Here is a 21,913-nt window from a genome sequence, read left to right as displayed (position 1 = left end):
CAAAACCTACTTCAACAGCCCTTTTTGCTGCAGATAGTCTGCGGCAACTTTCTTCGCGTCCAGCCCCTCCACCGCAATGCTGGCGTTGAGCTGCTGCAGCGTTTTTTCGTCAAGGCTGGCGAAGACCGGCTGCAGCCACTGCGCTATCTGCGGATAGGCCTTCAGCACCGCTTCGCGCACGACCGGCGCCGGGGCGTAGATCGGCTGCACGCCTTTCGGGTCGCTCAGCGTTTGCAGCCCGAGCGCGGCCACCGGCCCGTCGGTCCCGTAGGCCATCGCCGCGTTGACGCCGGAAGTCTGCTGCGCCGCCGCCTTGATGGTCACCGACGTGTCGCCGCCGGCCAGCGACAGCAGCTGGCTTTGATTAAGCTTGAAATCGTAGGCCTTTTCAAAGGCCGGGAGCGCATCCGGACGTTCGATAAACTCCGCGGAGGCCGCCAGCTTAAATTCGCCGCCCTTTTGCAGATAGCCGCTCAGGTCGGCCAGCGAAGTGAGATGATTTTTTTGCGCCACATCCTGACGCACGGCGATGGTCCAGGTGTTGTTGGCCGGCGCGGGCGTTAGCCAGATGAGCTTATTCTTCTCGGCGTCCAGGGTTTTGACCTTCTCATAACCCTGCTGCGCGTTTTTCCACGCCGGGTCGTTCTCCTGCTTAAAGAAGAAGGCTCCGTTGCCGGTATACTCAGGGTAAATATCTAATTCGCCCGCGGTAATGGCGCCGCGCACTACCGGCGTGGTGCCGAGCTGAATTTTGTTCACCGTTTTTACGCCGTGGCTCTCAAGAACCTGCAAAATAATATTGCCCAGCAGCGCCCCTTCGGTGTCAATTTTTGAGCCCACTTTGACCGGCTCCGCCGCCTGCAGCGGAAGGCTCACCAGGGCTGCCAGCGCCAGCGCGCCCGACCATTTGCTTGCAATCCTCATCCCGCATCCCTCTTTAATTTGCGCTCCATTTACAGAAGCTTAAGAGAAAAGAGTAGCCCAAATGCGCGATGAAAGGAAAAGAAAAGGCCGGTTACCCGGCCTGATAGAGGAGCAAAGTCGGCGCATCGCGCCGGCCCGAACTAGAGCAATTCAAACTCGCCCTGCTTCACGCGGGCGGAATCGACGCCGATAAAGACGTTGAATTTGCCCGGCTCGGCGGCGTATTTCATTTTCTGGTTCCAGAACTTCAGGGCGTCAACCTCAATCGGGAAGCTGACGGTTTGCGTCTCGCCCGGCTTGAGCGTGACGCGCTTGAAGCCGCGCAGCATTTTCACCGGACGGCTCATCGAGGCGGTCACGTCCTGCAGGTACAGCTGGATAACCGTGGCCCCTTCGCGCTTGCCGGTATTGGTCACCTGCACGCTGGCGGTCACGCTGCCGTCGGCCTGCATGGTCGGTGCCGACATTTTGACGTCAGAGACGCTAAAGGTGGTGTAGCTCAGGCCGTAGCCGAACGGGTAGAGCGGGCCGTTGGCCTCGTCGAAGTAGCGCGAGGTGTACTTGTTCGGCTTGTCGGCGTTGTAAGGACGACCGGTATTGAGGTGGCTGTAGTAGACCGGGATCTGCCCGACCGAGCGCGGGAACGACATCGGCAGCTTGCCGGACGGATTGGCGTCGCCAAACAGCACGTCGGCAATGGCGTTGCCGCCTTCGGTGCCGGCAAACCAGGTCTCCAGCATCGCGTCAGCCTGCTGATCCTCTTTGACCAGCGCCAGCGGGCGGCCGTTCATCAGCACCAGCACCAGCGGTTTACCGGTGGCTTTGAGGGCGCTGATTAAGTCGCGCTGGCTCTTGGGCAGCGTGATATCGGTGCGGCTGGAGGCCTCGTGCGCCATCCCCTGCGCTTCGCCGACAACCGCGACGACCACGTCGGACTGCTTCGCGGTGGCCACCGCCTCGTCGATCATCGCCTGCGGCGAGCGCGGATCGACCTGCACCGCTTTCTCATACAGGTTGAGGAAATCAACGATGCCTTTATCGTCGGTCACGTTGGCACCGCGGGCGTAAAGCACCTTGCCGCGATCGCCGAGCGCCGTTTTAATCCCGGTGAGCACGGTAACCGACTGGTCGGCAACGCCTGCCGCCGACCAGCTGCCCATCATGTCGCGCTTGCTGTCGGCCAACGGCCCGATGACCGCCACGGTACCCGATTTTTTCAGCGGCAGCGTCTCGAGACGGTTTTTCAGCAGAACCAGGCTTTCGCGCGCCACTTCCCGGGCCTCTTTACGATGCAGGCGGCTTTCGGCGTTGGTGTCCTGCGGGTCTGACTCCTTCGGCCCCAGGTGGCTGTACGGATCGTTGAACAGGCCCATGTCGTATTTGACGTTAAGCACGTGGCGCGTCGCGTCGTCCAGCTCCGCCATCGTCACCTTGCCGGACTTCACCAGATCCGGCAGGTATTTGCTGTAGTACTCGTCGCTCATGCTCATATTGATGCCGGACTTCAGCGCCACGCGCACCGCGTCTTCCGGGTCGGAGGCAACGCCGTGCTTGATAAGCTCTTTGATCGCCCCGTGGTCGGAAACGGTAATGCCCTTAAAGCCCCAGTCGTCGCGCAGCACCTCTTTTAGCAGCCACGCGTCGGAGGTGGCCGGAGTGCCGTTGAGCGAGTTAAGCGCCACCATGACCGCGCCGCTGCCGGCATCCAGCCCCGCTTTGTACGGAGGCATATAGTCGTTGAACAGGCGCTGCGGGCTCATATCGACGGTGTTGTACTCTTTACCGCCCTCCACCGCGCCGTAGGCGGCGAAGTGCTTCACGCTGGTCATCACCGAGTAGCGGTCCGCCGGGCTCTTGCCCTGCATCGACTCAACCATCGCTTTGCCCATCATGGTGGTTAAATAGGTATCTTCGCCAAAGCCCTCGGAGGCGCGTCCCCAGCGCGGATCGCGGGAGACATCCACCATCGGCGCCCAGGTCATGTTGAGGCCATCGTCGGCGGCTTCATAGGCCGAAATACGCCCGACGGTATTGACCGCGTCGAGGTTAAAGGAGGAGGCCAGGCCGAGGCTAATCGGGAAGACGGTGCGCTGGCCGTGGAGCACGTCGTAGGCGAAGAACAGCGGGATTTTCAGCCGGCTGAGCTGCATCACCTGGTCCTGCATCACGCGGATATCCGAGCGGGTCACGGTGTTAAAGATAGCCCCGACCTGGCTCTCTTTGATCATCTCGCGGATCGCCTCTTTCGGGTTATCCGGCCCGACGCTAATCAGCCGCAGCTGGCCTATCTTTTCGTCCACCGTCATTTTCTTCAGCAGTTCGCTGACGAAGGCATCCCGCGCCTGCGGAGTCAAAGGATGGTTGCCGAACAGTTCATCCGCCAGCGCGGGTTGCAGCGCCAGGCTAACGGCGAGGCCTACAGTACAGAGCCATTTCATGGTTATCTCTCTTTCTTCCAGTAGCGAGGATTTTGGCGAAACCTATACTTTATCAATTTCGAACTGCGGCGCTCGTCGTCCCGACGCCGGCCCGTAAAGGGCGAGGCCGGCGGCGCGCAGCTTGTAGGCGACAAGTATAATAAAAACCGCAGTTTGCCATAAACATAGGCGAGACGCCTGTAGAAAGCTCGGCTTCTGCTCTGATTTTTCGCAACATTCTTGCACCAAATTGTCATACAAAGCGCTATTCTTAGTGCAGAATTTTTTGTCCCACCACAAGGAGTGGATCATGTCATCTGCAGCAACACCCCAAAACAACGCATTTCTGACAGAGCTGGCGCGACTGGTTGGCTCCTCGCATCTGCTCACCGATCCGGCCAAAACCCAGCGCTATCGCAAAGGGTTCCGCTCCGGCCACGGCGACGCGCTGGCCGTGGTTTTTCCGGGAACGCTGCTGGAACTCTGGCGGGTGCTGAGCGCCTGCGTGGAGGCCGATAAAATTATTCTCATGCAGGCGGCGAATACCGGCCTCACCGAAGGCTCCACCCCCAGCGGCACCGATTACGATCGCGAGATCGTGATTATCAGCACCCTGCGCCTCGACAAGCTGCATCTGCTGGGTAAAGGCGAGCAGGTGCTGGCCTTCCCTGGCACCACGCTCTACTCGCTGGAGAAGGCGCTGAAGCCGTTTGGCCGCGAGCCGCACTCGGTGATTGGCTCCTCCTGCATCGGCGCATCGGTTATCGGCGGTATCTGCAATAACTCCGGCGGCTCGCTGGTTCAGCGCGGCCCGGCCTATACCGAAATGTCGCTGTTTGCGCAGATTGATGAGAGCGGCAGGCTGCGCCTGGTTAACCACCTGGGCATCGATCTCGGCGCCACGCCGGAGCAGATCCTCAGCCGTCTCGACGACGATCGCATTAAGGATGAAGACGTCCTGCACGACGGCCGCCACGCCCACGATCATGATTACGTCACCCGCGTGCGCGACGTGACCGCCGACACGCCGGCGCGCTACAACGCCGACCCCGACCGCCTGTTTGAGTCCTCGGGCTGCGCCGGCAAGCTGGCGGTGTTTGCCGCCCGTCTCGACACCTTCCCGGCGGAAAAGCGCCAGCAGGTGTTTTATATCGGCAGCAACAGGCCTGAAGTGCTGACCGAAATCCGCCGCCATATTCTTGCTGAATTTAACAACCTGCCGGTGGCGGGAGAGTATATGCATCGCGATATCTACGATATCGCCGAGCGCTACGGCAAGGACACCTTCCTGATGATCGACAAGCTCGGCACCGACAAAATGCCGTTCTTCTTCACCATGAAGGGCCGCACCGACGCGATGCTGGAGAAAGTGCCGCTGTTTAAGCCGCACTTCACCGACCGCTTTATGCAAAAAATCGGTCACGTTTTCCCGGCGCACCTGCCGGAGCGAATGAAAACCTGGCGCGATAAATATGAGCACCACCTGCTGCTGAAGATGGCGGGCGACGGCGTCGAGGAAGCCCAGGCGTGGCTGACGGAGTACTTTAAAGAGGCCGAGGGCGATTTCTTCGTCTGCACGGCGGAGGAAGGCAGCAAGGCGTTCCTGCACCGCTTCGCCGCGGCGGGTGCCGCTATCCGCTACCAGGCCGTTCACGCCGACGAGGTGGAGGATATTCTGGCGCTGGATATCGCCCTGCGCCGCAACGACACCGAGTGGTTTGAGCATTTACCGGCCGAAATCGACGACCAGCTGGTCTATAAGCTCTATTACGGCCACTTTATGTGCCACGTCTTCCACCAGGACTACATCGTTAAGAAAGGCGTGGATGCCCACGCGCTGAAGGAGAAAATGCTGGAGCTGCTAAAAGCGCGCGGCGCGCAGTATCCCGCCGAGCACAACGTCGGGCATCTTTACGAAGCGCCGGAGAGCTTAAAGCAGTTCTACCGCCAGAACGACCCGACCAACAGCATGAACCCGGGGATCGGCAAAACCAGCAAGCAAAAATACTGGGGCGAGCGCCAGGAGAGCGACGGCAGCGCCTCGTAGGCGCAGAGGCTAACCGCGAACGTCTTCGGCCTGACTTCGCCCGCGGGCAAGCAGGCCGAAGAACGATCCCTGCCGGGGCTATTCATCTACCGGGGTTATGTATTACGCTGCATGCCGAAGAAAACGCGTCTCCGGTAAACCTGGCTTAAGGAGCCCCACCATGTCCGAAGCGGATATGTTACACAGCGCTGAATTAGAAATCCGCGAAGCCCTGCCCGATGATGCTCACGCCATCGCCGCGCTGTACGTCTGGCACGTCCTCAACGGGCGCGCCTCCTTTGAAGATATTCCCCCCACCGTCGACGAAATGCGCAAGCGGATTAAAACCGTACGCGACAACGGCCTTCCGTGGCTGGTGGCGCTGTGGCGTGGGTCCATCGTCGGCTACTGCTACGCCACCTTTTACCGCCCTCGCCCGGCCTATCGCTACACCCTGGAAGAGTCGATTTACGTCGAATCAGGCATGGGCGGACGCGGCATCGGCAGCGCCCTGCTGTCGCAGCTCATCGCGAAGTGCGAGCAGGGGCCGTGGCGGCAGATGCTGGCGATCATCGGCGACGGGCACAATAACGCCGGCTCGCTGGCGATCCACAAAAAATTTGGCTTTAGCGTGGCGGGACAGCTGCGCAGCGTGGGCTACAAGATGGGCGACTGGCGGGATACGCTGATTATGCAGCGCCGGCTTGGCGACGGCGACCTGACGATCCCGGAGTAGATTTGGGCGAAAACCCGCAGCGGCGTCGCCTGCGGGGAGAGCGCAAAAGCGCCGGGACGGGCAATCCCCGAGCCGGCGCTTTGGGCAAAGCCTGGCGTCCGATTAATCGTTCTGCGCGGTCTGCGCGCCGCCTTTCAGCATCGCATCCGCCATCTGCGCTTCACGCTGCTTTTTATAGCTCAGAGCGGAAGCCGGAACCGGCATCACCTTCCCGGTCTCAATCCACGTCCGCAGGCGGCTGGCGTCGGCAAAGTGCGTATATTTGCCAAACGCATCCATCACCACCAGCGCCACCGGGCGCTGATTAATCACCGTGCGCATGATCAGGCAGTGGCCTGCGGCGTTGGTAAAGCCGGTTTTGGTCAGCTGAATATTCCAGTTATCGCGATACACCAGGTGGTTGGTGTTGCGGAACGGCAGCGTGTAGGCCGGCTGGGCGAACGTGGCCATATCCTCTTTGGTGGTGCTCAGCTGGCCGATCAGCGGATACTGCTCGGTAGCAATCAGCAGTTTGGTCAGATCGCGCGCGGTGGAGACGTTGTGAATCGACAGGCCGGTCGGTTCAACGTAGCGGGTATGGGTCATGCCCAGCGCCTGCGCCTTGGCGTTCATCGCGCGAATAAAGGCGTCATAGCCGCCGGGGTAATGGTGAGCGAGGCTCGCGGCGGCGCGGTTTTCTGAAGACATCAGCGCCAGCAGCAGCATGTTGCGGCGGCTGATTTGGCTGTTCAGGCGCACGCGCGAATAGATCCCCTTCATTTCCGGGGTATGGCTGATGTCCACGCTCAGCATCTCATCCAGCGGCAGATGGGCATCAAGAACCACCATGGCGGTCATCACTTTGGTGATGGAGGCCATCGGGCGAACCAGATCCGGCTGGCTCTGGTAGACAATTTTTTTACTCGCAAGATCGACAATCATCGCGCTACCGGAAGCGATATCCGGCTGCATGGCGTGAAGGGTCGCGGGGGTTTTTGCTATCGCCTGGGGCGCAAAAGGAACAGCCAGCAGCAAAGTCAGGCTGAGCAAAGAAACTCGAAATTTCGGCATGGTGAGCATTCTGAAAAGTATTTTTGCACGTTTGTACGTACGCTGCGGCGCTGAAGCAAAAACGACGCTGGCGGGAGCAATCATACCGCGCCACGGCCGCGCCTGGCTAATAAGAATAGTGAGCAAATGCTGCATTGCCAGCATAAAAATCCATTTATGCTGGCAATGTATGTTGTTAGAACAGCCGGTATCCGTAGCCCCACAGGATAACGGTTATCGCCAGCAGCACTTCCAGCACCAGCACCCCGATTGCGAGGGTGGAGCTGGCAAAGCTTAGCCCCTCTTCACGATTGATACTCAGGAAGGTTGGGATCCCGAGATAGAGCAAGTAGCCGGTGTAAAATAGCGCCACCGTGCCGACAAACGCGCACAGCCACACCAGCGGATAGAGCGCCACGATCCCGCTTAAAAACAGCGGCGTCGCGACGTAGCCTGCAAACACCATGCAGCGTTTTAGCGAAGGCCGCTGCGGATAGCTTCTCGCCATCCACCAGATGACCCGCCCCATCACCGCAACCCCGGCGAGCATCACGGCATAAAACAGCACCGCGAGCGCCAGCCCGGTAAACAGCGACGGTTTTATCACGGTGCCATCGCCGAAGTTCCAGCCCAGCTGCGTGGTGCCAATAAACGCGCAGATAACCGGAACCGCCGCCATGACCAGCACGTGGTGCGTGTAGTGATGCGAAATCGTTTCGTTTTCGCTCTTGATAACGCTCATCTCTTGATTCGGATGAGAGAAGAGTCCCCAGACATGGTTCATATCGTCCCCCTTGTCACGGCTTCGTACAGCAGTGATACAAGTATAATTCACCCTGAGAGATTATTTTGTGTACAGCGATAAAAAGGCACTTAACCTCATTTTAAGCGCCAGGGTGTATGCTTAGGCTTTAGGGTCAAAACGTCGCGTCATTCAGGACGGGTAAGACTGGCAGTCGGGCCGGGCACAGGCCGCGCGCCGGCGCTACCGGAAAAATGCCGCGAGGAGGGAGAATTTTTTGTATGGATATCAATAACCTGATTTCCCATTATGGCTACGCTGCGCTGGTCATCGGCAGCATAGCGGAAGGCGAAACGATCACCCTCCTTGGCGGAGTGGCGGCGCATCAGGGCTTATTGAAGTTTCCGCTGGTGGTCATTTCCGTGGCGCTCGGCGGGATGATTGGCGATCAGCTGCTGTACCTGCTCGGCAGGCGCTTTGGCGGCCGGCTGCTGCGACGCTTTTCCCGCCAACAGGCGCGGATCCGTAAGGCGCAGCGCATGATCCAGCGCCGCCCCTATCTGTTCGTCATCGGGACGCGCTTTATGTACGGCTTTCGCATCATCGGCCCGCTGTTGATCGGCGCCAGCCGCCTGCCGCCGAAGGTCTTTATGCCGCTCAATATCCTCGGGGCGATCGTCTGGGCGCTGCTGTTCACCACCCTCGGCTACCTGGGGGGAGAAGCCATTGGCCCGTGGCTGCATCATCTTGATGGTCATCTCAAGCACGCAGTCTGGCTGATCCTTGCGGTTGTGCTGGTGCTCGCCGCGCACTGGTGGCTGAAGCGCCGCGAGGCGCAAAGGAAAGAGTAGACGGGCGCCCCGGCCGGTGTCTTCGCCGCCGGGGAAAAGGGCATTACTTCGCGGCCTGGCGGTAGCCGCCGCCCAGTGCAGAGGTCAGCTGAATGTTGGCGTCCAGCCACTGACCGTGCAGGCGCAGCGCGGAAATCCGCTCTTCGAGCGCCGGCAGCTTCGCCATACTCACTTTCGAACCCGGCAGGATCCCGGCGTTCATCCGCGCCTGCGCCAGATCCACCATCCGCCGGGCGTCTTTTTCGACCTGCTGCTGCTGCTGATTTTTCTCCATCAGGGTCTCTACCTGGCTCGCCGCCTTCGCTACCTGATTCACCGCGTCAACGACCGCTTTGTTATACTTTGCCACCGACAGATTGTTCTGCGCGCTGACGATATCCAGGTTGGCGTTCAGGCGGCCGCTATCAAAAATAGGCAGCGTCAGGCCCGCTGAAAGCCCCATCTGCTGCGCCGAGTGGCGGAACAGATCGCTTAAGTGCAGGGCATCCTGCTGCAGGAAGCCCATCAGGTTAATATCCGGATAGAACGCCGCTTTCGCCGCATCCACCTCGCTTAAAGAGGCTTCGATATACCAGTGCGCCTCCTGCAGATCCGGGCGGCGCGCCAGCAGCTCGTAGCCCAGCTCGGTCGGCATCTGCGTGCTGACGGCGGGCAGAGGCGCCGGACGGAGGTTCAGCGCCCGGCTCTGGCTGTTGGTTAAGGCCATCAGACGCGCCTCAATCTCCTTCATGCTGCCGGTGACATCGGCCAGATGCTGATCGGTTTTGCTGACGTTGATATCGTTCTCCGCCCCCTCAACCGAGTTGGTGATCCCACGCTGGTACAGCGCGCGATCGACGCTGACGATATTGTTCTGCTCATCCTTCAGCTGCTGCAGCACGTTTTTCACCGCCGCCTCGGTCTGCCACTGCCAGTAGAGGCGTGCCACGCTGCTGGCCAGCAGCTCCCGGGTTTGCGCCTGCTCGGCTATCTGTGCCTTCACTTCACCGATGCGGGCCTTCACCAGCGCGCGATTTTTCCCCCACAGATCCAGATCCCAGCCCGCCGTCAGGCCGAAGGTGCCGTTGGTGTACCACGGCCCGGTGTTGCCATCGGTATCGGTCGCGAAAGGCCCCATCAGCCCCTCTGAGGACATTTTCTGCCGCTCAACGTTGGCGGAAAAGTCCATCTCCGGGCCAAGGTTGGCCTGCGACATCCGCGCCTGGGCTTCCGCCAGCTTTATCCGCTGGTCGGCAATCTGCATATCCGGCGCGTTGGCTAAGGCGCGCTGAATCAGGCTGTTCAGCTGCGGATCGCGGTACTCTTGCCACCAGCTGTCGTGCGGCCAGCCGTTTTTCACGCTGGCAGGCAGCTCCGTTGCCACATGGGAGGCAGGTGTCTGCTGCTGCGGCGCAGTGCCGGTATCGTGTGACGGCGCGCAGCCGGCCAGCGCAATGACCAGGGGCAGCCCGGCGATAACGCGTTTGCTCAGATTCAGGTTCATGAGATAGGTCAGATTACTTAATAAGGTCGGGTATAATAAATTAATTGCCTTCGCGCCGTTAAGTAAAGCGTGTGGCTAGCCAAATCATATGGTTAAAAATAAATAAATGAATTCACGGAGTGAACATGAGCCAGAATATTTACGATGATCCGAGCTTTTTCGCCGGCTACGCGACCCTCGACCGTTCGGTGAAGGGCCTTGACGGCGCGCCGGAGTGGCCCGCCATTCAGCAGATGCTGCCGCCGCTATCCGGCCTGCGGGTGGTTGATCTCGGCTGCGGCTACGGCTGGTTCTGCCGCTGGGCTCGCGACCAGGGCGCGGCGCAGGTGAGCGGGCTGGATATCTCCAGCCGCATGCTCGAACGCGCGCGCGAAATGAGCGAGGGTCAGGATATTGACTACCGCTGCGCCGATCTGCAAACCCTGACGCTGCCCGCCAACGGCTGCGAGCTGGTCTACAGCTCGCTGGCCCTGCACTATCTGCCGGACGTGGCCCCGCTGTTCGCCACCGTTTATCAGGCGTTGACCCCCGGCGGCACGCTGCTCTTTTCCGCCGAACATCCGGTCTACACCGCGCCGCTGCGTCAGGGCTGGCAGGAAGATGCCGAGGGGCAGAAAAGCTGGCCGGTCAGCCACTATCAGCAGGAGGGTGAGCGCATCAGCAACTGGTTTGCCGATGGGGTAAAAAAACAGCACCGCAAGCTCGCCAGCTGGATAAACCTGCTGGTTGCCGCTGGCTTCGTGATTGAACATCTTGATGAGTGGGGCCCGACGGCGGCGCAAATTGCCGCCCAGCCGGGCCTCGATGAAGAAAAAGAGCGGCCGATGATCTTTTTACTGCGCGCGCGTAAGCCGGCGTAACCGGCTGGCGGCCCGGAACCTGCGGGCCGCCGAGCGGCTTACTCTTTCAGGCTGGCGCCGTTGCTGGCAATAACCTCTTTATACCAGCTAAAGCTCTTCTTCCTGCTGCGCGCCAGCGTACCTTTACCCTCGTCGTCACGATCGACGTAAATAAAACCGTAGCGCTTGGAGAGCTCGGCCTTCGAGGCGCTCACCAGGTCGATGGGCCCCCAGCTGGTATAGCCCATCAGCTCAACGCCGTCGTCGATAGCCTCCCGCACCTGCAGCAGATGATCGTTCAGGTAGGCGATGCGGTAGTCATCATTGATGCTGCCGTCCGCTTCGACCTTGTCCTTCGCGCCGAGGCCGTTTTCAACGATAAACAGCGGCTTTTGATAGCGATCCCACAGGACGTTAAGCAGCGTGCGCAGGCCCAGCGGGTCGATTTGCCAGCCCCACTCCGAGCTCGCAAGGTGCGGGTTGGGCACCATGCTGAGAATGTTGCCGCGCGCTTTTTTATTCAGCTCCTCGTCGGCGGTCACGCAGCCGGTCATATAGTAGCTAAAGGAGATAAAATCGACGGTCTCCTTCAGCGCCGCGCGGTCGGCGTCGGTTATCTCAAGGCTGATACCCTGCTCGCGGAAATAGCGCAGCATATAGCCCGGAAAGGCGCCGCGGCACTGCACGTCGCCGAAGAACTGCCAGCTGCGGTTCTGCTGCAGGGTCTCAAAGATATCCTCAGGACGGCAGCTGAGCGGATACATCAGGCCGCCGAGCAGCATATTGCCGATTTTCCCGTCTTCGACTATCTCGTGGCAGGCCTTAACCGCCAGCGCGCTTGCCACCAGCTGATGATGTATCGCCTGGTAGACCGCCGCCTTGCTGCTGCCCTCCGGCAGGCCAACGCCGGTCATCGGCGCATGCAGGGACATGTTGATTTCGTTAAAGGTGAGCCACAGCTTGACCTTATGCTGATAGCGGGCAAACACCGTGCGCGCATAGCGCTCAAAGAAGCCGATGACCTCCCGCCCGCCCCAGCCGCCGTAGTTTTTTACCAGCGCCCACGGCATTTCGTAATGCGACAGCGTCACCAGCGGGGTGATGTTGTGCTGCGCCAGCTCATCAAACAGCCGGTCATAAAAGGCCAGCCCGGCTTCGTTCGCTTCGCTATCGTCGCCGTTGGGGAAAATGCGCGTCCAGGCAATCGACACCCGCAGGCAGTTAAAGCCCATCTCCGCGAACAGGCTGATATCTTCCGGATAGCGGTGGTAGAAGTCGATGGCGATATCCTTGATGCCGCTGTCGCCTGCCACGCGCTCAACCACGTCGCCAAATACGCCGTGCGGCTGAACGTCTGACGTCGACAGCCCCTTCCCGTCGTCCAGATACGCCCCTTCCACCTGGTTTGCCGCGGTCGCGCCGCCCCATAAAAACGTTTTTGGGAATGTCTTCATCTCTCTCTCCTGTAATTAATGGCTGACGGACAGCAGCGGCTGGCCGGCGTCAACCACGCTGCCAGATACAATATCAACGCTGCGATAGCCGTCGCTGTTACTGATAATAATCGGGGTTGCCAGGTCATAGCCGGCATCCAGAATCGCCTGGCGATCGAACTCCAGCAGCAGGTCACCGGCCTGCACCCTGTCCCCTTCCTTCACGTGGGCGGTAAAGGGCTCGCCGTTGAGCTTAACGGTGTCGATACCGACATGGATCAGCAGCTCAATGCCGCTGTCGCTGAGCAGGCCAATCGCGTGTTTGGTCTGGAATAAGGAGGCCACTTCGCCAGAGAACGGGGCGATGACCTTGCCGATGGCGGGAATAATCGCCACGCCCTGCCCCAGCAGGCCGCTGGCGAAGGTGCCGTCGGGAACCTGATCGAGCGCCAGGACGCTGCCGGACATCGGGGCCAGAATATCGTTTTCGCCTGCCGGAGCGGTGACGACGGCGGCCTCCCCGGCGCTGCTCTTCGGCATCCCGGCGACAAAGGTCAGCACGCAGGAGATAACCAGCGCGGCAACGATACCGATCGCGCCGCCCCACAGGGTGGCGTCAATGCCCTGCGGCGGGATCATCTGCGCAAGGGTGAAAATGTTGGCAAAGCCGAAGGAGTAAACGTGGCTGTTGCTAAAACCGACAATCGCCCCGCCGATCGCCCCGGCCACGCAGCCGAAGATAAACGGCCGACGCAGCGGCAGGTTCAGGCCGTAGATAGCCGGTTCGGTGACGCCAAAAATCCCGGCAGAGATAGCCGACCCGGCCAGCACCTTCTGCCGCGCGTCGCGGCTGCGCAGGAAAATCCCCAGCGCGGCCCCCACCTGCCCCATCACCGCCGGCAGCAGCATCGGCAGCATCGAATCCTGACCCAGCACCGCCAGGTTATTGATCATCAGCGGCACCAGCCCCCAGTGGAGACCAAAGATCACGCACACCTGCCACAGGGCGCCCATTGCGGCCCCTGCCAGCCACGGCGCAACCGCGTAGATAATCTGGTAACCGTGGGCCAGCAGCTGGCTCAGCCAGGTGGCAACCGGGCCGATAGCCAGGAAGGTCAGCGGCACCACCACCGCCAGGCAAATGGCCGGAGTGAAGAAGTTTTTCATCGCTGGCGGCAGCACGGCGTTGCTGCGCCGCTCCAGCCAGCAGCTGGCCCACGAGGCGAGAATGATCGGGATAACCGACGAGCTGTAGTTGATAAAGGTCACCGGGATGCCGAGGAAATGCGTCGCCCCGGCTCCCGACACCTGGCTGGCCTCAAAGGCCTGAATCATCAGCGGGTGGGTTAACGCCCCGCCGATAACCATGGTGATAAACGGATTGCCGCCAAACTTTTTGCCGGCGGTATAGCCTAAAAAGAGCGGGAAGAAGAAGAACAGCGCGTCGCTGGCGGCAAACCAGATCTGATACGTCGCCTGCTGCGGAGCCAGCCAGCCGCACACCACCGCCAGCGCCAACATGCCCTTAAGGATCCCCGACGCCGCCAGGACGCCGATAAACGGGGTAAAGATGCCGGACACCACGTCGATAATCTGGCCGAGAACCGAGGTTTTTTCACCCGTTTCCGCCACCGGCTCGCTGTCGTCGGTCAGCCCGGCTTCGCTGCGCACCGCCTGCCAGACGTCGTGAACGTGGTTGCCGATCACCACCTGAAACTGGCCGCCGCTTTCGACCACCATAATGACGCCCGGATTCCTCTTCAGCCCTTCCGCGTCCGCCTTTTTATTCTCTTTAAGCTTAAAGCGCAGCCGTGTAGCGCAGTGAACCAGACTCACAATATTCTCTTTGCCACCAACCCGGCTAAGAATATCCTGCGCGAGTGCTTTATATTCCATGCTGTTTTCCTTGACTTCAGCCGCCCACGGGCGGCCAGTGACTGAGTGTTAAAATAAAAAAAACCCGAGAACAACGCCGGATGGCGTCGCGCTCAGGTTTTGCCTGCGTTATGCAGTAACAATCCAATTTTAGGTCGCTGGAGGCTAACGCCCCTCTTTTCTTACCCGTTCAATATGAATGGCAAGAAACATAATCTCTTCCGTCGTCAGCTGCCGCTGATAGCTTTTTTGCAGATGTCGAGCCACGGTTTCCGCACACTTCCACGCTCTGGGGTAGTTGTCCTTCACCGCGCTGTGCAGCGTCACGTCATCATCTTCCACCACCGTGCGGGTCAGCATCCGCTGGGCGAAAAACTTCAGGTGGGTGACAAAGCGCTGGTAGCTTAACGACTCTTCGTCATAGTTCAGCTGCAGCTGATACTTCACCAGTTGCAGAATTTCCTGCATCACCCGGGTGACGTGCATCACTTCCGGCATTTCGCTGTTGAGCTGGGCGGTGACCAGATGCAGGGCAATAAACCCGGCCTCGTCTTCGGCAAGCTCAACGCCGAGCCGCCGGGCAATAATCGCCCGCGCCTCCTGCCCCAGCTCAAACTCTTTCGGATACAGCCGCTTAATTTCCCACAGCAGGACGTTGCGGATGGTCACGCCGTTTTTCTGCCGCTCAATAGCGAAGTGGCAGTGGTCGGTCAGGGTGATGTACAAACTCTCCTGCAGTTTGCCCAGCCGCCCGCGCGCCAGCTCAATAATTCGGTCGCAGGTGGTCATCACTTCCAGCGGTATCTGGCTGAGTAACTCCCCCAGACGGCCAACCAGCTCATCGCTCTGCAGCGCGAAGACCTTTTCAATTTTACTTTCGTCCAGCGAGTCGCCGACGCGTTTCTGAAAGGCGAGCCCTCGCCCCATTACGACCTGCTCGCGCTGCTGCTCGTCGAGAATAACCACCACATTGTTATTAAGAACTTTGGCGATTTGCATATGAACCCCGGAAACAAAAAAACCTGACCCCCGACAAATGCCAGGAAATCAGGTTTTGCCTGCCTAAGCAGTAGCAATCCAACTCCAGCACTGTAGCAACTTCTTTCTTTGTCTCAACTACCCAGGCAAAAAAACGTGATACAGATCGCGGCTAACAGCGTATCGCCGCGGCGTTTTTTAGAAAGTGACCACCGTCTTCCACTCCACAACCCACGCATCCTGGGTCTCGGCGACGCCGCCGGGACGGTGCCAGTACTGCAGGCCTGGCTGCAGCTCAAGCCAGGAAATCGGGCGGAAGCGATAGTAGAGTTCAGCGTTCAGCGAATGCCCGGCCACCGGCTGATAGCTGGCATCGTAGTCGTTCGTGGCCCCGCTGATTTGGTTCATATAGCGCTGATTGCGGGCATAGCTGTCGCTCATATCCATCCAGGTCAGGCCAAAGCCGATCCAGTCCGCCGGTCGGGCGTCAAACAGGCCGCGATAGCGCATCGAGGCGGCCACGGCGGTATGGATATAGTTGCTGCGCTGGTCGCTGTAGCTGCCGCTCAGCGACAGGCTCATGCCGCGCTCAGGATCGTCGGCGTGCCGGGTGACCTGCTGGTTGAGCCCGCCGTACAGGAACCAGGTCCGGTTATGCTGAGCATAGCCGTCGGGGTCCGTCGCGCCGGGGCCGCCGGATTTGCCGTAATAGAGATCGCTCTGCGGCGCGTTGGTGAACAGCACGCCGAGGTTATAGGCGCCAGGCAGGTCGTTAATCATCGGACGAGCCTCAATTTCCAGCGGCAGCAGCACGCCTTTACTGCCCTTCGTCGACCAGCTCCACGCGTGGCTGCGGGAAGCGGCCTGCGGGTTCTGCTCCATCACTCCGCCCTTCAGGGTGAGCGTCGGCATCAGCTTATATTCGAAGGTGGTCCCCCAGGTATGCACGTTCCAGTTATTCCACGTCAGCGAGTTGGCGGATTTACCGCCGCACTGCGAGAGCAGCTGGAAGTCGCAGGGAATGATCTGATCGAACGTCTGCACTTTGTTCATCATGCCGATTCGCCAGGTCAGGCGCCGGTCGTCAAAGCTGCGGGCGAAGGTGAGCCAGCCGAGGCGGGTGATGGACTGCCCGCCCCAGCTCTCCTGGGAGAGATCGTTAAAGTTAACCCGCGGATCCTGCAGCCGCCTGGTGGTCAGATTGTCGTCGTGATTACGGTTGACGATATTCCCTTCGATGCGCGCATCGGGGATCCCGGTCCAGCGCTCAAGATCCTGGTTAAAGGTCAGCGCCAGCTGGTCGATATAGGCCAGATGCTTATCATGGTTATAGCCGCCGCCGGCGTTATAGCCCATTTCATTGAGATAGCCGAGGTTATAATTAAATCCCAGATCGGTAAGTATTGGGCGAATGCCTGCCATATCGCCCAGCAGCCCTTTGTGCGGGTTTTCAAAACCTAATACGCTACCGTTCCACGCCGGCGTTTCGGCAGCCAACGCCGCCGGCGTCAATAGTGAAAATGCCAGCAGTGAGAACAGGCGATTTATTTTTTTGTCGTTCATAGATATATCCAACCTGACTGAGTAAAGGTAATAGCTGTCCGCAGGCAATAAAGTTGCCCGTTTTTATTTTATTTTTTTATTTTTGGAGAAAAGGGCGTTGTCGATCATTAAACCGCTTAGCCGCATCGCACCTTTATTTACAACTCATTGTTTTATTTAATAACTAAAATCTCCATAAATTGAAGGCAAAAAAAAACCTAAGCACTCCCCACCACGACTGGCGGAAGTGCTTAGGTTTTGCCTGTAATCAGTAGCAACCCTGAATATTAGAACGGCACAATATCACTCCCTTAATGAAATTCCCATCAACAGGAACTTCCTAAGTAATAATCTGTGAGCCAATTAACACTCCTGAGATTAATAACGGGCGATAGCCGCGGCAATTTCGGCAGAGGTTTTTAGGGTACGGATCTCATTAAATACCCCCAGCGCTTCGGTATATTCTTTACGTAAATAGCTGAGCCACTGCTTGATGCGGGCCACGTGATAGAGGCCGGTATCGCCCTGCTTTTCCAGACGGGTATATTTTTGCAGCAGCAGCACGACCTGCGGCCACGGCGTGCGCGGTTCGTTGTATTTTATCACCCGGCTTAAGTTCGGCACGTTCAGCGCTCCCCGACCGATCATCACCGAGTCGCAGCCGGTGGCCGCCAGGCACGCCTGCGCGCTCTGCCAGTCCCAGATTTCGCCGTTGGCCACCACCGGGATCGTCAGACGGCGGCGGATCTCGCCGATCGCCTGCCAGTTGATGCTCTCCGCCCTGTAGCCCTCTTCTTTGGTGCGTCCGTGAACCACCAGCTCGCTGGCGCCCGCCTGCTGTACGGCGTCGGCAATTTCAAACCGCCGCTCGCCGCTGTCCCAGCCGAGGCGCACTTTTACCGTCACCGGCAGGTGGTCTGGCACCGCTTCACGCATGGCCTTCGCGCCGCGATAAATCAGCTCCGGATCCTTCAGCAGCGTCGCGCCACCGCCGCTGCCGTTAACCAGCTTAGACGGGCAGCCGCAGTTCAGGTCAACGCCCCACGAGCCGAGCTCCACCGCCCGGGCGGCGTTCTCCGCCAGCCACTGCGGATACTGCCCGAGCAGCTGCACGCGCACGCGGGTTCCGGAAGGCGTCCGGCTGTGGTGATGCAGCTCCGGGCAGAGTCGGTAGAACGATTTCGCCGGCAGCAGCTGGTCCACCACGCGCAAAAATTCGGTGATGCACAGATCGTAATCGTTGACTTCGGTCAGCAGCTCGCGCACCAGCGAATCGAGCACGCCTTCCATCGGCGCCAGTAATACCCGCATATTGTTATTCATTGCCCGGAAAAAAAGAGGCGCTATGTTAGCGCCTCTCCGTGCCGGTTGAAAGGGCTCCGTGCGGGTTTTCCCGCCGCCGGCGCCGCGGCAGCCTGCGCTAGCGCGGCTGCAGGCAGTTATCTTCCTTCCAGCCGTACAGCCACTCGATGCCGCGATAGAACTCGGCCTGAGTTTTGCCCTTCCACAGCAGGTTGCGCACCTGGCGCTCAACGCCTGCGGCATGGTAGATCCGCCCCATTTCACGAGTTGACCAGACGATGCGCGCGGTGCGCGGAATTCGCACTGATTCATACAGCGCGAACGCGCGGGCGGCATCGCCGTCGCAGTGCGCCAGCGCCTTGCCAAGGGTGACCGCATCTTCCAGCGCCATGCAGGCGCCCTGGGCCATATACTGCGCCACCGGATGGGCCGCGTCGCCGACCAGAGTGATACGTTCATTGCCCCACTTCTCGACCGGTTCGCGATCGGCGGTGGACCAGCGCCGCCACGAGGTGGGTTTATCCAGCATCTGCCTCGGGCGCGGATGGATCCCCTGGAAGTAGGAGAGCACCTCCTCTTTGCTGCCGTCGCGTACGCCCCACTCCTCCTGCTGGCGGCTGTGGAACGTCACCACCAGGTTGTACTGCTTGCCGCCGCGCGGCGGATAGTGCACCAGATGGCAGTGCGGCCCGGCCCACAGCACCGGCGCGTTGATGCGTAAATCCTCCGGCATATCCGCCGCTTCCACCACCGCCCGGTACACCACGTGGCCGGTGACCCGCGGCGTGTCGTCCAGCAGGCTCCGGCGAACCACCGACTTCACGCCGTCGCAGCCGATCAGGATATCCGCGGTCCAGACGTTGCCGCGATCGTCATAGACCGTTACCTCGTCGGCGCTCTGGCGGATATCCACCACCTGGGTTGAGGTGCGGTACTCGACGTCGGGATGGGTTAACGCCGCTTCCCAGACGGTGGCGTGAATATCCGCCCGGTGGATAACCGCGTAGGGGCCGCCAAAATGGTCGCGGAAGGCCTGCCCGGTTTTAATCTGCACCACCTCTTCGCCGTTCACCGCATCCATCATGGTGATGTGATCGGTGAAGACGGCACGCTGGCGGGCAATTTCGCCCACGCCCAGGCTATCCAGCGCCGAAAAGGCGTTGGGGCCAAGCTGGATCCCGGCGCCAATTTCGCCGATCTCATGGGCCTTCTCCAGCAGCATCACCTTGATGCCCTGGCGCGCCAGGGAGAGCGCCGTCGCCGCGCCGCCAATTCCCCCGCCGACAATCGTTGCTCGCGTCACTTTCGCCATGCTCTGTCCCCCTAAGCCGGAATTTTGTCTTGTTGATTTTCCGGCGCGGCGGCGATAAACGCCGGAAGCCGGGTACAGGCGTCATAGACCGCCTGGCAGCGCGGATAGTGGCTCAGGTCGCAGCCCATGCGCTGAGCGTTGGCCCACTGCGGCACCAGGCAGCAGTCGGCCAGCGTCGGCGTCTCGCCGACGCAAAACGCGCCGGACCGGGCGTGGCGCAGCAGCTGCTCCACCGCGCTGAGCCCCTGCTGGACCCAGTGCGCATACCAGCGCTGCTTGTCCTCTTCGCTCACCTTCAGCTCATCGCTAAGGTAGCGCAAAACGCGCATGTTATTAATCGGATGAATATCGCAGGCGATGGCGTAGACGATCTCCAGCACCCGCATCCGCGCCGGATCCTGCTGGGGCAACAGCGGCGTCTGCGGATAGTGCCGGTCGAGCCAGTCGGCGATCGCCAGCGACTGGCCCAGGGATTCGCCCTCGTCGGTCATCAGCGCAGGCACCAGCCCGACCGGATTCAGCCGCCGATACTCGAGGGCGTTTTGCTGGCCGATACGAATATTGACGCCCACGCTCTGGTAGTCGATCCCCTTCAGCGCCAGGGCGATACGCACCCGGTATGAAGCGGAGCTATTGAAAAAACTGTACAGCTTCATCGCTCACCTCACACCACGCGCACGGCGATGGGCGTCAGTCCATCCACGCCGCCGTTAATCACATCCCCTTTCACCACCGCGCCAACGCCTTCCGGGGTGCCGGTGAAAATCAGGTCGCCGGGCTGCAGCTCGAAGAAGCCGGAGAGGTAGCTGATGGTTTCGTTAACCGACCAGATCAGATGGCGAATATCGCTGCGCTGATGGTCTTCACCGTTCACCTGCAGCCAGATCGCCGCCTCATTAACCGCCACGCTATCCGCTCTGTGCAGCGGCGCAATCGGCGCGGAGAGATCGAACGCCTTGCCGATTTCCCACGGACGCCCCATCTGGCGCATCTCCATCTGGCGGTCGCGGCGGGTCATATCGAGGCCGGTCGCGTAGCCCCAGATATAGTCGTGAGCCTGCTCCAGCGGAATATCGCTGCCGCGCTTGCCGATCGCCACCACCAGCTCGATTTCGTAGTGGTAGTTGTCCGTCTGCGCCGGATAGGGCAAATCGAGGGTTTCGCCTGCGGCTACCGCCACCACCGCATCGGCCGGTTTACAGAAGAAAAACGGCGGCTCGCGGTCCGGGTCAAAGCCCATTTCACGGGCATGAGCGGCATAGTTACGCCCCACGCAGTAGACGCGGCGCACGGGAAACTGCTCCTCGCTGCCGATAACGGGAACGGTAACCGGGGCCTGGGGAGCAAAAACGTATTGAGTCATGATCGAGTCCTTATTATTAGTAACGCGCTTCGCGGAACAGGCCGAGGGTTTCCTGGACCGGGCGGTCCGAGAAGCTGAATAACACCGTCTCCTGCGCTGCGGTGAAAGAGACGCCGTGCCAGGTCGGCACCACGAAGATGTCTTTCGCCTGGAAGGTAAAGGTTTGCTCGCCGACGGTAACCTGCCCGCTCCCTTCGACGACGTGGTAGATAGTGCTGTCGGTGGTTTTCGCGGTCCGCGAGCTAAAGCCTTTGGGCAGTAGCTGCAGGAAAGCGCCCATTGATGGCATCGGGTAGCCGCCGGTGAGTGGATTGACGTAGCGCATTTTGTAGCCGTCCCACTCGTCGGCGGCGCCCATTTTGGTCAATTCATGCAGCGCGTCGCGGCTGCGGTCATAGCGGTAGTTAAAGATCGGCGAGGAGTTGCCCACCTGGTGGCGCAGCGGCAGCATGTTGGCGGCGTAGCGCGGCAGATAGTCGCCCTCCTTGCGGGTGACCGGCTGCTGATCCTCAGGATAATCTTCGGCAAAGCCGCAGCCCAGATAGTTCACCAGCGGCAGGTCGAGGCCGTCGAGCCAGATAACCGGCTCATCGCTGGGGTTGCCGTGGTCGTGCCAGCGCCACTGCGGGGTGAGAATAAAGTCGCCGGGACGCATCGCCGTGCGCTCGCCGTCGACGGCGGTAAAGGCCCCTTCGCCCTCCACGACAAAGCGCAGCGCCGACTGATTATGCCGATGGCTCGGCGCCACCTCGCCGGGCATGATCAGCTGTAAACCCGCATACAGCGAGGAGGTAATGGAGGAGTGGCCGCGCAGGGCCGGGTTCTCCAGCACCAGCACCCGACGCACCGCTTCTTTGGCGCCAATCAGCCGGCCGCTTTCCAGCAGCAGCGGGCGAATTTCCTGATAATTCCAGTAGGCCGGCGCGCAGTTGGCGTTCGGCGTTTTCGGCACCAGATGATGCAGCGACTCCCACAAAGGCGTCAGGTTCTGGCCCGAGATATGCTCGTAAAACTGCTGGCGACCGCCGGTAACTTCCGTTGCGTGCTGAGACATGATTGTT

The 21,913-nt window shown here is 60.2% G+C and carries 17 protein-coding genes and 1 pseudogene; 4 read left to right on the top strand and 14 right to left on the bottom strand.

The window, feature by feature from the left end; translation table 11 throughout:
- Positions 1 to 6: 6 nt before the first annotated feature.
- Complete coding sequence (osmF, locus tag HCK03_RS08110; RefSeq protein ID WP_134527066.1) at positions 7 to 924, bottom strand: glycine betaine ABC transporter substrate-binding protein OsmF; 918 nt, start codon at positions 922 to 924, stop codon at positions 7 to 9.
- A 140-nt stretch (positions 925 to 1,064) separates the two neighbouring features.
- The gene (gene bglX, locus HCK03_RS08105) at positions 1,065 to 3,362 is read right to left on the bottom strand and encodes a beta-glucosidase BglX (protein ID WP_167691379.1); all 2,298 of its coding nucleotides are present in this window, start codon (positions 3,360 to 3,362) and stop codon (positions 1,065 to 1,067) included.
- Positions 3,363 to 3,651: 289 nt separating this feature from the next.
- Between bglX and dld the strand changes: the two genes are divergently transcribed.
- A complete protein-coding gene (dld, locus tag HCK03_RS08100; RefSeq protein WP_167691378.1) occupies positions 3,652 to 5,388 on the top strand; it encodes a D-lactate dehydrogenase in 1,737 nt (578 codons plus the stop codon).
- Positions 5,389 to 5,548: 160 nt separating this feature from the next.
- A complete protein-coding gene (locus HCK03_RS08095) occupies positions 5,549 to 6,103 on the top strand; it encodes a GNAT family N-acetyltransferase (RefSeq protein WP_041146457.1) in 555 nt (184 codons plus the stop codon).
- A 102-nt stretch (positions 6,104 to 6,205) separates the two neighbouring features.
- Here HCK03_RS08095 and pbpG read toward each other — a convergent pair whose 3' ends face one another.
- Complete coding sequence (pbpG, locus tag HCK03_RS08090) at positions 6,206 to 7,153, bottom strand: D-alanyl-D-alanine endopeptidase (RefSeq protein WP_041147702.1); 948 nt, start codon at positions 7,151 to 7,153, stop codon at positions 6,206 to 6,208.
- Between the two features lie 175 nt (positions 7,154 to 7,328).
- The gene (locus tag HCK03_RS08085; RefSeq protein WP_041146458.1) at positions 7,329 to 7,916 is read right to left on the bottom strand and encodes a Yip1 family protein; all 588 of its coding nucleotides are present in this window, start codon (positions 7,914 to 7,916) and stop codon (positions 7,329 to 7,331) included.
- A gap of 239 nt (positions 7,917 to 8,155) precedes the next feature.
- Here HCK03_RS08085 and HCK03_RS08080 point away from each other — a divergent pair, with 239 nt between their 5' ends.
- A complete protein-coding gene (locus HCK03_RS08080; protein WP_041146459.1) occupies positions 8,156 to 8,725 on the top strand; it encodes a DedA family protein in 570 nt (189 codons plus the stop codon).
- A 43-nt stretch (positions 8,726 to 8,768) separates the two neighbouring features.
- Here HCK03_RS08080 and mdtQ read toward each other — a convergent pair whose 3' ends face one another.
- A complete protein-coding gene (gene mdtQ / locus HCK03_RS08075; RefSeq protein ID WP_076945724.1) occupies positions 8,769 to 10,208 on the bottom strand; it encodes a multidrug resistance outer membrane protein MdtQ in 1,440 nt (479 codons plus the stop codon).
- Positions 10,209 to 10,333: 125 nt separating this feature from the next.
- Between mdtQ and HCK03_RS08070 the strand changes: the two genes are divergently transcribed.
- The gene (locus HCK03_RS08070) at positions 10,334 to 11,068 is read left to right on the top strand and encodes a class I SAM-dependent methyltransferase (RefSeq protein ID WP_076945725.1); all 735 of its coding nucleotides are present in this window, start codon (positions 10,334 to 10,336) and stop codon (positions 11,066 to 11,068) included.
- A 38-nt stretch (positions 11,069 to 11,106) separates the two neighbouring features.
- Here the strand turns inward: HCK03_RS08070 and HCK03_RS08065 are convergent, their stop codons facing one another.
- The 9 genes and pseudogenes from HCK03_RS08065 to gtdA form a co-directional block, all read right to left on the bottom strand.
- Positions 11,107 to 12,501 carry a glycoside hydrolase family 1 protein gene (locus HCK03_RS08065; RefSeq protein ID WP_167691377.1) on the bottom strand — a complete coding sequence of 465 codons (1,395 nt, stop codon included), beginning with the start codon at positions 12,499 to 12,501 and terminating at the stop codon, positions 11,107 to 11,109.
- A gap of 15 nt (positions 12,502 to 12,516) precedes the next feature.
- A pseudogene (gene bglF / locus HCK03_RS08060) lies at positions 12,517 to 14,488 on the bottom strand (PTS beta-glucoside transporter subunit IIABC).
- Between the two features lie 32 nt (positions 14,489 to 14,520).
- A complete protein-coding gene (gene bglG, locus HCK03_RS08055; RefSeq protein WP_041146464.1) occupies positions 14,521 to 15,354 on the bottom strand; it encodes a transcriptional antiterminator BglG in 834 nt (277 codons plus the stop codon).
- Positions 15,355 to 15,531: 177 nt separating this feature from the next.
- Positions 15,532 to 16,896, bottom strand: a complete 1,365-nt coding sequence (locus tag HCK03_RS08050) for a carbohydrate porin (RefSeq protein WP_167691376.1) — start codon at positions 16,894 to 16,896, stop codon at positions 15,532 to 15,534.
- A gap of 357 nt (positions 16,897 to 17,253) precedes the next feature.
- Positions 17,254 to 18,186, bottom strand: coding sequence for a tRNA dihydrouridine(16) synthase DusC (gene dusC / locus HCK03_RS08045; RefSeq protein ID WP_167691375.1), 933 nt, complete (start codon positions 18,184 to 18,186; stop codon positions 17,254 to 17,256).
- A gap of 109 nt (positions 18,187 to 18,295) precedes the next feature.
- A complete protein-coding gene (locus HCK03_RS08040; protein WP_167691374.1) occupies positions 18,296 to 19,489 on the bottom strand; it encodes a 3-hydroxybenzoate 6-monooxygenase in 1,194 nt (397 codons plus the stop codon).
- A gap of 11 nt (positions 19,490 to 19,500) precedes the next feature.
- Positions 19,501 to 20,145 carry a maleylacetoacetate isomerase gene (maiA, locus tag HCK03_RS08035; protein ID WP_115192232.1) on the bottom strand — a complete coding sequence of 215 codons (645 nt, stop codon included), beginning with the start codon at positions 20,143 to 20,145 and terminating at the stop codon, positions 19,501 to 19,503.
- An 8-nt stretch (positions 20,146 to 20,153) separates the two neighbouring features.
- Entirely contained in the window at positions 20,154 to 20,852 is a 699-nt protein-coding gene (locus tag HCK03_RS08030; RefSeq protein ID WP_167691373.1) for a fumarylacetoacetate hydrolase family protein, read from the bottom strand.
- A 16-nt stretch (positions 20,853 to 20,868) separates the two neighbouring features.
- Positions 20,869 to 21,906: a gentisate 1,2-dioxygenase gene (gene gtdA / locus HCK03_RS08025; protein WP_167691372.1), complete on the bottom strand. Its 1,038-nt coding sequence runs from the start codon at positions 21,904 to 21,906 to the stop codon at positions 20,869 to 20,871.
- Between the last annotated feature and the right edge of the window lie 7 nt (positions 21,907 to 21,913).

Source organism: Klebsiella terrigena (assembly GCF_012029655.1).
GTDB classification, from domain to species: domain Bacteria; phylum Pseudomonadota; class Gammaproteobacteria; order Enterobacterales; family Enterobacteriaceae; genus Klebsiella; species Klebsiella terrigena.
Note: the sequence above shows the minus strand (reverse complement) of the source record. Positions and strands in the feature narration are given on the sequence as shown.

Bases quoted from the DNA above. Each gene is read 5' to 3' on its own strand.
- osmF (WP_134527066.1), bottom strand. From the start codon at position 924: ATGAGGATTGCAAGCAAATGGTCGGGCGCGCTGGCGCTGGCAGCCCTG.
- dusC (WP_167691375.1), bottom strand. From the start codon at position 18,186: ATGCGGGTATTACTGGCGCCGATGGAAGGCGTGCTCGATTCGCTGGTG.
- HCK03_RS08085 (WP_041146458.1), bottom strand. From the start codon at position 7,916: ATGAACCATGTCTGGGGACTCTTCTCTCATCCGAATCAAGAGATGAGC.
- HCK03_RS08080 (WP_041146459.1), top strand. From the start codon at position 8,156: ATGGATATCAATAACCTGATTTCCCATTATGGCTACGCTGCGCTGGTC.
- bglG (WP_041146464.1), bottom strand. From the start codon at position 15,354: ATGCAAATCGCCAAAGTTCTTAATAACAATGTGGTGGTTATTCTCGAC.
- HCK03_RS08070 (WP_076945725.1), top strand. From the start codon at position 10,334: ATGAGCCAGAATATTTACGATGATCCGAGCTTTTTCGCCGGCTACGCG.
- bglX (WP_167691379.1), bottom strand. From the start codon at position 3,362: ATGAAATGGCTCTGTACTGTAGGCCTCGCCGTTAGCCTGGCGCTGCAA.
- HCK03_RS08040 (WP_167691374.1), bottom strand. From the start codon at position 19,489: ATGGCGAAAGTGACGCGAGCAACGATTGTCGGCGGGGGAATTGGCGGC.
- HCK03_RS08065 (WP_167691377.1), bottom strand. From the start codon at position 12,501: ATGAAGACATTCCCAAAAACGTTTTTATGGGGCGGCGCGACCGCGGCA.
- dld (WP_167691378.1), top strand. From the start codon at position 3,652: ATGTCATCTGCAGCAACACCCCAAAACAACGCATTTCTGACAGAGCTG.
- mdtQ (WP_076945724.1), bottom strand. From the start codon at position 10,208: ATGAACCTGAATCTGAGCAAACGCGTTATCGCCGGGCTGCCCCTGGTC.
- HCK03_RS08030 (WP_167691373.1), bottom strand. From the start codon at position 20,852: ATGACTCAATACGTTTTTGCTCCCCAGGCCCCGGTTACCGTTCCCGTT.
- gtdA (WP_167691372.1), bottom strand. From the start codon at position 21,906: ATGTCTCAGCACGCAACGGAAGTTACCGGCGGTCGCCAGCAGTTTTAC.
- HCK03_RS08050 (WP_167691376.1), bottom strand. From the start codon at position 16,896: ATGAACGACAAAAAAATAAATCGCCTGTTCTCACTGCTGGCATTTTCA.
- HCK03_RS08095 (WP_041146457.1), top strand. From the start codon at position 5,549: ATGTCCGAAGCGGATATGTTACACAGCGCTGAATTAGAAATCCGCGAA.
- maiA (WP_115192232.1), bottom strand. From the start codon at position 20,145: ATGAAGCTGTACAGTTTTTTCAATAGCTCCGCTTCATACCGGGTGCGT.
- pbpG (WP_041147702.1), bottom strand. From the start codon at position 7,153: ATGCCGAAATTTCGAGTTTCTTTGCTCAGCCTGACTTTGCTGCTGGCT.